Here is a 12,245-nt window from a genome sequence, read left to right as displayed (position 1 = left end):
ATGAAGAATTTTTTAAGAATCCCTTTTTATTATTTCTTGGTGATCTATTCCATCTCCTGCTGTGTTGCACAAACGGAGCAATGGGATGCCCTGTGGATAGGGATTCCACATACACAAAAGGACACCAATATATGGACCGCTTTTCGGAAAGATATAGATATCAAATATTTGCCGAAAGTGGTTCGGACCAAAATTGCTACGGACTCCAAGTATTGGTTATGGGTCAACGAAAAATTAGTAGTGTTTGAAGGGCAACTGAAAAGAGGACCAAATCCACAGGACACCTATTATGATGAGTTAGATTTAGCACCTTATCTTTCTGTTGGTCAAAACACGATTGCCGTTTTAACCTGGTATTGGGGACGGGACGGCTATGATCACAAAAGTAGCGGAAAATCTGCATTGCTTTTCGAGGCTGATTTAGGTGACAATCGTATTTTATCTGACAGTACATGGAGCGTAATTAGACACCCTGCATACGGCAATACAGCTCCCCCCTTACCCAATTATCGCTTGCCTGAGTTTAATATTCTTTTCGATGCACGAAAGGATGTTTTTCGATGGCAAGCAACAGACTTTAACGATCGTTCTTGGGCTAAGGCCATTGCTTACGGGAAACCACCGATAGGCCCCTGGCATCATCTCGCTGTAAGGCCTATTCCGTTCTGGAAAGATGAGGGCCTACATCGCTATGTTAATTTAAAGGCTATTCCAAAACAGCGTACCGGAGAACTGATCATTGCCAAGTTGCCTAAAAATATTACCATTACACCCTATCTGAAGATAGAGGCTACAGAAGGACAGAAAATCGATATCAGAACAGACAACTACAAAGGGGGGAGTGAATTTAACGTGCGAACAGAGTACATTACCAAAGCCGGTATTCAGGAGTTTGAGACTTACGGGTATATGAATGGACATGAAGTCCATTATCGAATACCCAAGGGAATAAAAATTATCGATCTGCAGTATCGAGAAACTCGTTTTGATACCGAAAAGATTGGTTTATTCAAGGCTGATGATGAATTTTACAATAGGCTTTGGGAAAAATCATATACTACATTGAACGTAAACTTACGCGATGCCATTCAGGATCCCGACAGAGAGCGTGCACAATGGTGGGGTGATGCAGTGATACTGATGGGTGAAATGCTATATGCATGCGATAGCAACAGTAAGAAAATGATGCAAAAGGCAATCCGGAATCTCATCGACTGGCAAAAACCGAACGGGGTTTTATATTCGCCTGTTCCAGCAGGTAGTTGGAATGGGGAACTACCTGCTCAGATGCTTGCAGCCGTAGGTAAATATGGTATTTGGAACTATTACCTGTACACAGGAGATAACAAGATCATTCATTATGTATATCCCGCAATAAGAAGATACTTGTTGTTATGGCGACTAGGTAAGAATGGTTTGGTAATTCACCGAGAGGGAGACTGGGATTGGATGGATTGGGGGGAGGATATAGATGCACCACTGATAGAAAACGCTTGGTATTATATGGCACTTGAAGCCGCTATTAACATGGCAGAATTGACCGGACACCAATCAGATATCCCTGAATACCGAAAACGATTAAATCTTATTAACGAGAATTATAATGAGAAATTCTGGAATGGGAAAGCATACAGAAGTCCATCCAATAAAGGAGCCACAGACGATAGAGGGAATGGTTTAGCCGTTGTGGCAGGGATAGCCGACGTCAGCAAATATGGAGCCATCAAGAAAGTCCTTCAAAACGAATACCATGCAAGTCCTTACATGGAAAAGTATATATTGGAATCGCTCTTTATTATGCACGATGCATCGGCTGCATTGGAGCGAATGAAGTTACGTTATGCTAAAATGGTGGATAGCCCGCTTACTACCCTTTGGGAAGGTTGGGGTATTGGTGCAGAAGGTTACGGTGGCGGATCTTACAATCACGGATGGTCAGGAGGACCATTGACATTAATGGCCCAATATGTGGCCGGTATACAACCACAAAAACCAGGATATGAAATGTTGAAAATTGTGCCACAACCTGGGGATCTAAAAAATATCAAATGCGTTGCCCCGACAACAAAAGGAAATGTGGTTGTGGAGTTGATTCGCAAAGAGCAAAGGTTAATTTTAGATGTTACTATTTCTAACACTGTAAACACGTTGATTGGCATACCGAAAATAGATCCAAAATTTTCGAATATTATCGTTAACAAAAAGTCGTACTTTAAAGGTCGAAACGATGTCTCCATGCAAAATGGACCAACTTTCGTAAAAGAGGATGCCGATTATTTTTATTTTCATGTCGTAGGTGGGAAATGGGTCTTTGAACTATTTTGAAAATTGAAACTCCTAATTATTAGCAAAGAGGGGTTAACACGCTTACAGGTTCCAGATCTCTGATGTAACCTTTAACTTTTGGGTAATATTTGAATAGGTGCTATGAAAGAATAATTGAGTAATATACTTAATTAGATTTCATCCTATTCCTATTCATTACGTAAAGCATCAATTGGGTTGGTTTTTGCCGTTCTAACAGTTTGAAAACTAACCGTGATCAAGGTGATTAAAAACACTGCTACAGCGGTCAGCACAAATAACCATGGTGAAATTGCTAGTCGATAATCATAATGATCAAGCCATTGTTGCACTAAAAAAGTAGATAGCGGAATGGCCAATGCAAAAGAGATGAAAACGAGTTTTGTAAAATCCGCTGACAATAATACCCATAAATTTGTAACCGTAGCACCTAAAACTTTCCGTACGCCAATTTCTTTAGTGCGCTGCTCGGTCATAAAAACTGCTAAACCGAAAATACCCATACAGCTGATTAATAACGCGAAGCCTGCAAAACATGATGCAATACGGCCAACACGTTCTTCCATGGCAAATTTCCTTGCATAATCGTCGTCCACAAAACTGTAATCGAAAGGCACGGAAGGCACGTACTTCTTATAAATGCGGGCAATGGTGGTTATCGCACTGGAAGGTTTTATTTTTGGATTCAATCGAATCGTGGTGGCCGCGCGCATATTGTTTGATAATATGTATACTGCGGGCATAATTTTCTGATAAGGTGAGCTTGTCACAATATTTTTTATAACACCCACCACGGTATACGGTATATCATCAAATCTGACAGTTTCATTTATTGGATTACTCAGCTGCATGTAGCGAGCGGCCGCTTCATTTAAAATCATCGCTGAAGAGTCGGTTCCGTAACCAGGTGAAAAATCACGGCCCGCTACTAATTGCCACCCTACGGTTGTACCGAAATCCTGGGTTATCCATGAAACGTTGAAATCAGGATCAATACCGGGATCTTTTCCTTTCCAATCAAAACCTATCAACGTTGCTCGGAAGTCGGTCATTGAGTTTGAGGCTTCTGCGACATGGATCGCTGCCCCCGAATTAAGCAATTCGTGACTGATTAACTCATATTTTTTGTATAAATCGTCCGTTTTCATTTCAACAGTTATTAATCCATTTGCATCATAACCAATCGGCCTATTTTTAGCATACTGAACCTGTTGATACACAACCAGCGTACCCACAATTAAGGCAAAAGATATCGTAAATTGCATAACCACCAATACTTTTCGCTGCCGATTTGCACCATTTGCAGAATCAAAAGTACCTTTTAAGGATTTTATCGGATTAAAGGAGGATAAATATAGTGCTGGGTAACTCCCCGCAAGTATACCGGTAAGTAATACAAATAAAATGCTGGTTAGCCAAAATGTTCCGCTGGTATATGGAATAGAAATATTTTTACCCGTTAACTGATTGAACCAAGGAAAACAACAGTAAACTAGAAGAATTGCCAACAATGAAGCGATAAAAGTAGTTAAAATTGATTCCACAAAGAAAAACCAGGTCAATTGCCTATAAGTTGATCCGATGGTCTTTCTAATACCGACTTCTTTGGCTCGCTTTTGTGCTCGGGCCGTGCTTAAATTCATAAAATTAATACAGGCCAATAATAATATAAAGACACAAATGATCAAAAATAGGCGAACATATAAGATGTTTCCCCCTGTATTCTTACCTTCTTTGAATTCATCATAAAGATGCCATTTATCCATAGGGTGTATAAAAACCCGTGGCTTGTCATTCCTGTCCGGCTTCCCTTTTAGTAACCCTTCTATGCGGTGATTTACAGCGGTTAATGAACGTTCTTTTTTTAATTTAGCATAAAGTCGAAAGGAGTTATTGTTCCACTGTTCACTAGCCTGTTGAACCCATGATTGATGTTTTTGTAGGTAAGACCAAGGTTGGATAAAATCGAGCCCGGCAAAAGAGGTATTGGATTCGAAATCAGCGAAGACACCGATTACCTTGACAACCGCATTATTATCCAGTGTAACTAGTTGATTAATTGGGTTGTCGCTGCCAAATAAGCTTTTGGATGCGCGTTCTCCAATGAGTACCGCATTTATATTGTCAAAGCCTTTATCGGTTCCTTCTATAATATTCGGCGATAAAATATTAAGAATTCCAGGTTCGGCATAATAACCTTTTAAACTGATTGGTTCTTGGCGATAAGAAAAAATATGATCTCCTGGTTTTGCCAGTGCAACTGATTCGAAATCATCCATATATTTCTCTCTTAGTTCGTTTGCTGCGGGAACAGGCATTACATTTTCTGTAAGTGTGGTGCCATAGGCTTTACTCTCCCAATGATGCATCACCTGCACTACCCGATCATAATCTATAATGGTTTTGTTAAAAGTCAACTCATCTTTTACCCAAAGACCAATTAAAATGGCAGTAGCCATTCCGATGGAAAAACCAAGCAGATTGATTACTGTATAGGTTTTATTTCTAAAGAGATTTCTCCAAGCAATAGTCAAGAAGTTACGTATCATAGCCTGCTGTTTGACGTACATGCTTGTCAGACAACAAAAATGCCATAATAATAATGGAGCTTAATGAAGATTCAGCTCATTCTATGGAAATATTTCCTGTACGATTTCGTACAAAAAGTGTTCGTAAACGTACACCGCAATAGATTTGGGTAAACCCCTGTTTTCAGGTATATCAATGGACGTCAAGTTTTTTAACTTTGCCGCTTATTAATAACTTGACATCTAATTTAGTTTCATCATGATCAAACGAATTAAATACTATATGTTGATCGTTCTATGTTTTGCGATCCTGTCCTGTCAATCTACGAGTCCTGAGCATTTTTTTGATCAGGTTGTCTTGAATACAAATTACATCGTTGATTTTGCTCCTGAAAGATTTGGAAAAGAATTAGAGGCTCAGACCATTGAGTACCCCGATATACCGGCCAGCAAGAAGAAAGGCGATGAAGCACAGAATGTTGTTCAAAACAAAGTTATAGCTATCGAAAGGGCATTAGAAAATATCAAGGCACTTAGGGCTGGAGATGATGAAATGAAAATGCTGAAAGAAAACTCAATTGAACTCTTTGAAACTGTTCTACCTGTTTATAAAAAAGAATACATGGAGTACGCGCGCCTTTGTGATTCCAAAGAACCATCCTCCCAAAAGGAAGCCATATTACATGCCATTGACTCGATCTATCTACCCAAGGTGGCCGAATTAATGGAAAATGTATATCAAAAAGGGAAGAACTATGCCGATAAACACCACATTGACGTTAAGTGGGGTCGTTAAATGATGGAAGAAATAAAATTAAATCGCAATAGCCAAAAATCGAAGCATATACTTATTTTTCATTTAGTTATCTTATTGGTTACTACCGAAAGTATATTTCTTAATTCTTCCGTTTCTTCCAGTGTAAGCGGTTTCAATGGACTTCTTAATGGGTTTATTGATTGACGAAGTTGTTGCGCATTTGAAATTAGGCAAAAGAATAAAGGCTATTTACGTTACCCCACACAGACAATATCCGACAACTGTAACATTGAGTTTAAGAAGGAGATTGGATCTAATACGTCTTTCTAATGAATATGGTTTTGTAATTATAGAAGATGATTATGACAATGAATTTCATTTCGGTTATCGTCCTGTATTGCCTTTGTCAAGTTTTAGTGAACTCAAAACATATGTTTATATTGGTACAATGAGCAAGGTTGTTGCACCTGCTTTACGTATTGGATATTTGGTAAGCAACGACAGCTCTTTAATAAGAAAAGTAGGTGGTTTGCGGAAAATTATTGATGTCCAAGGTGATAGTATTATGGAACAGGTCATACTACAACTTATCAAAGAGGGAACGATAAAACGACACATTAAGAAGGCTACAAATCACTACAAAGCAAAAAGAGATTTTACAGCGTCCTTGTTGAAAAATCATCTAAAAGGCAAAGCAACTTTTACTATTCCTGACGGTGGTTTAGCTTTTTGGATTGTTCCTACTAAAAAAATAGATTGGTCACAGCTTTTTTTGAAACTACAAGGCAAAGGCATTAAGATGATCACCCCTGATAGTAATAGCTTTGATAAAAACATAAATGGCCTAAGATTGGGCTACGGCTCGCTAACGGAAAAAGAATTAGAAGAAACCATACTTGCGTTGGCTAAAGCGCTCTGATTGACACCTTTTATTAAATACTTTTTGTATTGTTCGGAAGGCAATTTATATTGCACACTTCCACAATTTCGTGCTTAAGGGCAAGACACGATGAAACACTTGTGAAAGAAAGTGAATTTACGTAAGTTTGGTAATTATATGCCTCGCTATTCTTGTTGTTTTCTAAAAAAATAAGGGTCAACGCTCTTTTAGTTGTCTTGTTCATAAAAGGAAAAATATTTGCGATGCTACCATTTTTACATACAGATACAAAAGAAAGAAAAATCAAACCGTTTTGAACGCACGTTAAAGAATGGTTGATGATCATATCAACTGATAAAGAAACCTATTGCTCAGATGAAGTATTAAAACAGAGAACCGTGCACACGTCCGCTATACATTATAATGACCTGGCGCTTATTCTTACCTGGCCCGACGCAACCATCCGAGGTGACGAAAAATGGATGATGTTTTTCAAAAAAATAGGCCTTGTAAAAAACCTTAATTTCAAGGTCGGACATACGGGCATTGTTATAGTAAAACGGGAAACGGGCGAAATGCATTTCTATGATTTTGGACGTTACATTACATCTAGAGGCTATGGCCGGGCTCGTTCTAAGTTATCCGATCCCCGACTGGAAATAAAACTGACAGCAAAATTTGAGGGGCAATGTATTGCCAATCTGGAAGAGATCGTTACGCAATTTGAAAAACAGAAAGCCGCTATGTATGGAGAAGGTACCCTTTATTTCTCTGTTGCATCCGATATTAATTTTGAATTGGCAAAGGCGTACGGAGATGCATGTGTGCATCAAGGTACCTTTCCATACGGAGCGGTGGCTCCTAATAATAATAATTGTTCCCGTTTTATCTGTCGTATGTTGATGCGTTCTTCGAGAAAATATTGCTGGTATCACAGTATCAATTTACCGGAAACTATCAAAGCAAGTCCAATTAGCAATGTGGTGAATGCCGTAGCTGATCGCATGGTTTATTCATATACGCCCGAACAGGGCATGCAACATTTTAAGATGAGTCGTTGGCAATCATTTTGTTTCTTGCTAAAAAAACTGGGTGACAATATAAGAGCTGAAAAGGCCCATTTATTGCCTGATGACCGAATTATTGGTTGCATGACTCACTCTTCAAAACCTATTTCGATTCCTGAGCATGCTCAATATCTAGGCGGGGTGGGGGATGGTGCATGGTTCGTTGTGCAAGCAGTAGATGCTAAAAAAGTCATTGTCGAACGTTATACTTCAAAAGGGGATTTAGAATATATGATTCTCGGAGAACCGACGGAAGAAATAGATATTTTAGCATCGTTTGAAATAACTTATGACAGCCACTTACTATTTACACATATCAGACAGGGGGGGAGAAAGATACGGATAAATCATACACAATGCCTTATGACCTGTTCCATTTAATGGTTGGGTAAAACGGGATTTTATCTTTTCAAAAAGTTATAGTCATATTAAACAACAATTATTTGACGTGTTGTCGAATTTTGCGTTTGAAAAGATAAATTCTAAAAAGCAGATTGTCATATAACAGGGCCAGTATCAATACTGCCGACGCGATGAGCGTTGTTTTCATAATCAGCAACTGGTACATAAAACCGCCAAGTGTTGATCCGAGAAAAAAGAAGAAAATTATAGCAATACGTAACTTAATACTTCTGCCCAATTTTTTTCGATCGTCATGTCTTCTGAAAAAAAACAGTTGAGAAAGCTCAATCCCCATATCTGTAAAGAGCCCGGTTAAATGTGTTGTTCTTACTACTGATTGAGATACTGTGGTGACGAGCGCGTTCTGGAGACCCATAGAAAATAACATTAAAAAAGCGAGGTATTGTTTTGGAAGGCCCTCCTCTAAATAGGTATCACCAAGGAAACCGAGGAAGAGTAACAAAGTAATCTCTACAAGCATGGAAACGGTATGATCAACTGAAGGCCTTATTCGGTTCATAGCTTGTGTAACAAAGCCACAAAAGAAAGCGCCGAGTAAAAAGAAAACTATATAAAACAGAAAGATCGCAGCCGTTCCATAATTCTTTTGTAAGGTTTGTTCGGCAAAAAAAGCAAAGTGGCCCGTAACATTCGTGGTCAGTGTTGACACAGACAACAGCCCAATAATATTGACATTGCCGGCGACAAAAGATAACATGGAAGCTAAACGCATATTGTGTTTAAAAGTGCGCGTCTTCCCCTTATGCCTGAACATAACCTGTGTTTTTACTTGTTTTTACGAGTACAAATATAATCTATAGACCTATAGCATATAAGATACTATCTGTAATTTGTTCGCTCAATAAGTGCGTGAATATCTTTTATCCATATTTTTCGACCGTGTGTTTGAAGAACATCAGCCGATTTAAATTCCTTTAGCAAGCGAATAACATTTTCCTTGGCTACACCGGCTATATTGGCCAAATCTGTTCTGGAAATATTGATAACAGATTCATTATGTGGACCTTGAGGCTTATATTTTTCCCGCAGAATGATCAAGGCGATAGCTAACCGTTCGGAGGCCGAGCGATGAGCCAATACGGAAATGGAGTTGGTTAACACTGAAAATTCACGACTCATGGCCTTAAGTAGAAGCCTTGCAAAAAGAGGTGAACGTTGTAACGTATCCATAAAATCTTCCTTGGGAATAAAATCGAGTACAGCATTTTCCAAGGCTGCTGCCGAATCCGGATAACGGTCATTCGAGAGCACGGCATGGTATCCGATTAATTCCCCTTCGCCAGCGATATAAATAACCTGTTCCTTACCACTCACATCAACTTTATATTTTTTTACTTTGCCAATTCTAATAATAAAAACACCGGAAGGCACTGCTCTCTCCCTAAAGATGATATCGCCCTTTTCATAGCGCTGCGTACTTCGATTTTTGCTTAAATGAAGAAAATCAGCTTCCGAGAGCCGATCAAGAGCGGCCTTCGTATCAAAATTCCATCGATCAATCGGAAATATGCCAGTCAAACCCATACATACAAACATATATAAAATACATTGAATAAATAAAGATAGTCATTATAGACCCGTAACTTCTTTTTTTGATCATATGACCAGCAGAATATTACCATTACCGCATAGTTAAAAACTGATTTTTATCAGTTTTTAACATAATATAATTCCATTTGTTCCCTTTCACTTTCAGGTTATCTTTGAAGTCTTATAGAAGGGGTTAATAAATAATCAAATCCGTATATAGCGATATCATGCAACAGCATAAAAGTAAAGAGGATTACTCTTTTTGGACAAAATATAAAAAGTTTGCAGTCAATGAAATACTATTGTATGTTATTATGATAATTGGTATTTTACTAGGTATTCTCATTTTTATTTGAACTTCTTTTCACAGGTAAAAAAATCAGTTTAACGAAAAGCAGCGCTCAATTGTTATGTCCACATCACTTCTATCAGTCGATTATTTCTCAAACGATCAGGCATTTGATAGTCTTTTTCCTCAAAAAGTACAGGATTTATCAGCACTTCACTGGACACCCTTAGAAGTGGCAACAAAAGCTTCTGCTTTTCTGGCTTCTGGGCGAGAAACAAAAGTTCTTGATATCGGCAGTGGTGTTGGTAAATTTTGTTTAGTCGGAGCAAAAACTACACCACACGCGCAATTTTATGGAATAGAGCAACGAGCGGATCTAGTTGAGCAGGCCTTAGTGGCAAAGCGAAAACTGCACATCAACAATACCCATTTTTTACACGGAAATATTATGGATCATGATCTCAAACGTTACGACAGTTTCTATTTTTATAACGCATTCGGTGAAAACCTGAGAAAAAATGCCAGCATTGACAACCATGTTCCCCTTTCTATATCACGCTATCTCCAATACACGATTTATTTAAGGGATGTGTTGATAAACAAACCAATAGGAACTAGGTTAGTAACATTTCACGCATTAAAAGTTGTTGTGCCAACGAATTATAAAATCGTTTCTTCTTATTTAGAAGATACATTAATGATGTGGGTTAAAAGCGACTAATGATAAATAAAAGAATAATATAACAATGAATTATGTGTATATTAATTAAATACACCTAATACCCACCTCACATCAAAAGCATCGATCATTTCAACAAGTTTTTGGTCATCATCATTTTCGATAGATCGATCTTCTGTATTAGCTAATAGTTTTTTAATAAGCTCCTTTCTAGCATAAATACTTTTACAATGCAGAAAAATAGACATATAATTTCCGAGCATTCTTCCTTCGTTATGTACGAGGTCCGAGCCATAAATAATTATATTATCCGAAATGAGCGAACCAATAATGACAGGCATTTCTTTACATCCCAATATTTCTTTTTCAAAAGTTTCAAATTGCAATGTACCGCCAAAGCAGTTTTGGTAAAATGTGAGTGCTTTCCTACAATTACCGGAAAACGTTATAAAAATGGCATTCACTAATTTGTCACTAGCAAATGCCCGAAATAGCTTTTCCGGGCTTGTCTTGATTACGTTATGTAATGGAACCTTATTATTTGCCATTTTTCGTCTTTGCCCTTTCCTCATTCTCCTTTTTTCTAAACATCACGATTTTTTTTATTAATGTTTCGGGCAGCGGTTGATCTGTTGGAATTTGGATAGCCGCTTTACTGGTTTTATACCCCTTTAAATCAGTCTTGAAATGCTCCCAAAAGGCCTCACTGTAAGGATTTGACAACGTGATATGTTTAGGAAAGGTGCAGTAGTATATTAGATAACCTTTATATTTAAAGCAAGGTATCTGATAACTAATACGTTCTTCAACCCCGGGTACTGCTTCATGAATGATGTTTCGGATGGTTTGCATCCGGACCAAGGATTCCCCGCTAAACGCTTGGTGATATTGATCTATGCTTTGATAATCGGTCTTCGCCATTAGTTCGGATTTTATTGTTATACACGTAGGAGACTACAAGAATCCCCAGTACCACAAGCGGCATTAGCATGAAGCCAATGTTTTTATCTACACTGGCGTGACTAACGAATGCAAAGATCAGATTAAATGTGAGTCCCGCATATGCCCATTCCTTTAGTCTACCCGGTGTCTTCGGATAAGAAATAGCTAATACCCCGAGTGTTTTACAGATGATAAGCGTATAGGCAAAATAATCAGGATAGCCTAAAGGTTTTGTCCCCGCATTCACATACTGTGGTGCAAATAGTATGGTACTTAGTGGCATTACCCCCTCCCAAAGTATAATAATGGTAGTTGCCACCCAGAAGATTATTTTGTTCTTTTTCACGTTACGAATAATAAAGGTTTATGAATTAGTTGATTCAACGTACTTTACGAAATTATTCAAGATGGCTTGCCATCCTTGTTTTTGAAATTCAGGATCGTTTTCCGTTTCCGCATCAAAGGTGGTTTCTATATTGGTTTTGCCATTTTGCTCAGTAAATAGCGTGGTAGCTTTCCTTCCATCTCCCATGGTGTATGCAATTTCTTTATGAAGCGCTACCGTGTCATAAACACCTTCAAAGTCAAAACCAAAACTGCCATCTTTAGCTTCCATTCTATTCTTAAATTTACCGCCCACGCGTAGATCATTTTCGCTACTTGGGCTATGCCAACTCGGATCGGGCGTATTCCATTGCATGATATCGCTTGGTGTGTTCCAAACTTTCCAGACTTTTGCTACGGGAGCATTTACTGTTGCTTCTACCGTAATTCTTGTTGCTTGTGCCATCGTTTTTTATTTATTAAATTCTACAATTCAAAATTACAATCGTGTGAAAAATTATG

The 12,245-nt window shown here is 38.3% G+C and carries 12 protein-coding genes; 5 read left to right on the top strand and 7 right to left on the bottom strand.

The features are described 5' to 3' along the window. A complete protein-coding gene (locus RYH73_RS11755) occupies nt 1–2,325 on the top strand; it encodes an alpha-L-rhamnosidase-related protein (protein ID WP_335313628.1) in 2,325 nt (774 codons plus the stop codon). 149 nt (nt 2,326–2,474) lie between these two features. On the opposite strand, the gene RYH73_RS11750 is transcribed toward RYH73_RS11755, so the two are convergent. Then, nucleotides 2,475–4,853: an ABC transporter permease gene (locus RYH73_RS11750; protein ID WP_335313627.1), complete on the bottom strand. Its 2,379-nt coding sequence runs from the start codon at nt 4,851–4,853 to the stop codon at nt 2,475–2,477. 238 nt (nt 4,854–5,091) lie between these two features. Between RYH73_RS11750 and RYH73_RS11745 the strand changes: the two genes are divergently transcribed. From RYH73_RS11745 to RYH73_RS11735, 3 genes are all read left to right on the top strand, one after another. Further along, a complete protein-coding gene (locus RYH73_RS11745; RefSeq protein WP_335313626.1) occupies nt 5,092–5,628 on the top strand; it encodes a hypothetical protein in 537 nt (178 codons plus the stop codon). 136 nt (nt 5,629–5,764) lie between these two features. Continuing rightward, nucleotides 5,765–6,508, top strand: coding sequence for an aminotransferase-like domain-containing protein (locus tag RYH73_RS11740; RefSeq protein ID WP_335313625.1), 744 nt, complete (start codon nt 5,765–5,767; stop codon nt 6,506–6,508). A gap of 299 nt (nt 6,509–6,807) precedes the next feature. Beyond that, nucleotides 6,808–7,917, top strand: coding sequence for a DUF6695 family protein (locus tag RYH73_RS11735; protein ID WP_335313624.1), 1,110 nt, complete (start codon nt 6,808–6,810; stop codon nt 7,915–7,917). A 58-nt stretch (nt 7,918–7,975) separates the two neighbouring features. On the opposite strand, the gene RYH73_RS11730 is transcribed toward RYH73_RS11735, so the two are convergent. Beyond that, on the bottom strand, nt 7,976–8,713 hold the full coding sequence (locus tag RYH73_RS11730; RefSeq protein ID WP_335313623.1) for a YoaK family protein: 738 nt from the start codon (nt 8,711–8,713) through the stop codon (nt 7,976–7,978). Nucleotides 8,714–8,778: 65 nt separating this feature from the next. Next, nucleotides 8,779–9,483 (bottom strand): Crp/Fnr family transcriptional regulator, encoded by a 705-nt coding sequence (locus tag RYH73_RS11725; RefSeq protein WP_335313622.1) that lies wholly within the window; start codon nt 9,481–9,483, stop codon nt 8,779–8,781. Nucleotides 9,484–9,899: 416 nt separating this feature from the next. Here RYH73_RS11725 and RYH73_RS11720 point away from each other — a divergent pair, with 416 nt between their 5' ends. Then, nucleotides 9,900–10,499 carry a methyltransferase domain-containing protein gene (locus RYH73_RS11720; RefSeq protein ID WP_335313621.1) on the top strand — a complete coding sequence of 200 codons (600 nt, stop codon included), beginning with the start codon at nt 9,900–9,902 and terminating at the stop codon, nt 10,497–10,499. Between the two features lie 41 nt (nt 10,500–10,540). On the opposite strand, the gene RYH73_RS11715 is transcribed toward RYH73_RS11720, so the two are convergent. The 4 genes from RYH73_RS11715 to RYH73_RS11700 are packed head-to-tail and all read right to left on the bottom strand — an operon-like array spanning nt 10,541 to nt 12,189. Next, nucleotides 10,541–11,005, bottom strand: a complete 465-nt coding sequence (locus tag RYH73_RS11715; RefSeq protein ID WP_335313620.1) for a glyoxalase — start codon at nt 11,003–11,005, stop codon at nt 10,541–10,543. After that, entirely contained in the window at nt 10,995–11,378 is a 384-nt protein-coding gene (locus RYH73_RS11710; RefSeq protein ID WP_335313619.1) for an iron chaperone, read from the bottom strand. The genes RYH73_RS11715 and RYH73_RS11710 overlap by 11 nt, the downstream gene beginning before the upstream one ends. Beyond that, nucleotides 11,329–11,745 carry a DoxX family protein gene (locus tag RYH73_RS11705; protein WP_335313618.1) on the bottom strand — a complete coding sequence of 139 codons (417 nt, stop codon included), beginning with the start codon at nt 11,743–11,745 and terminating at the stop codon, nt 11,329–11,331. Before RYH73_RS11705 ends, RYH73_RS11710 begins: the two co-directional genes overlap by 50 nt. 18 nt (nt 11,746–11,763) lie before the next feature. Further along, nucleotides 11,764–12,189, bottom strand: coding sequence for an SRPBCC family protein (locus RYH73_RS11700; RefSeq protein WP_335313617.1), 426 nt, complete (start codon nt 12,187–12,189; stop codon nt 11,764–11,766). Nucleotides 12,190–12,245 lie beyond the last annotated feature (56 nt).

Source organism: Olivibacter sp. CPCC 100613 (assembly GCF_036959255.1).
Classification (GTDB): Bacteria; Bacteroidota; Bacteroidia; order Sphingobacteriales; family Sphingobacteriaceae; genus Olivibacter.
The sequence above is the reverse complement of the archived record's forward strand: the minus strand, read 5'-3'. Positions and strand labels throughout refer to the sequence as shown.

Coding starts and splice junctions, on each gene's coding strand:
- RYH73_RS11710 (WP_335313619.1), bottom strand. CDS start 11,378: ATGGCGAAGACCGATTATCAAAGCATAGATCAATATCACCAAGCGTTT.
- RYH73_RS11700 (WP_335313617.1), bottom strand. CDS start 12,189: ATGGCACAAGCAACAAGAATTACGGTAGAAGCAACAGTAAATGCTCCC.
- RYH73_RS11715 (WP_335313620.1), bottom strand. CDS start 11,005: ATGGCAAATAATAAGGTTCCATTACATAACGTAATCAAGACAAGCCCG.
- RYH73_RS11755 (WP_335313628.1), top strand. CDS start 1: ATGAAGAATTTTTTAAGAATCCCTTTTTATTATTTCTTGGTGATCTAT.
- RYH73_RS11750 (WP_335313627.1), bottom strand. CDS start 4,853: ATGATACGTAACTTCTTGACTATTGCTTGGAGAAATCTCTTTAGAAAT.
- RYH73_RS11735 (WP_335313624.1), top strand. CDS start 6,808: ATGATCATATCAACTGATAAAGAAACCTATTGCTCAGATGAAGTATTA.
- RYH73_RS11720 (WP_335313621.1), top strand. CDS start 9,900: ATGTCCACATCACTTCTATCAGTCGATTATTTCTCAAACGATCAGGCA.
- RYH73_RS11740 (WP_335313625.1), top strand. CDS start 5,765: ATGGACTTCTTAATGGGTTTATTGATTGACGAAGTTGTTGCGCATTTG.
- RYH73_RS11725 (WP_335313622.1), bottom strand. CDS start 9,483: ATGGGTTTGACTGGCATATTTCCGATTGATCGATGGAATTTTGATACG.
- RYH73_RS11730 (WP_335313623.1), bottom strand. CDS start 8,713: ATGTTCAGGCATAAGGGGAAGACGCGCACTTTTAAACACAATATGCGT.
- RYH73_RS11745 (WP_335313626.1), top strand. CDS start 5,092: ATGATCAAACGAATTAAATACTATATGTTGATCGTTCTATGTTTTGCG.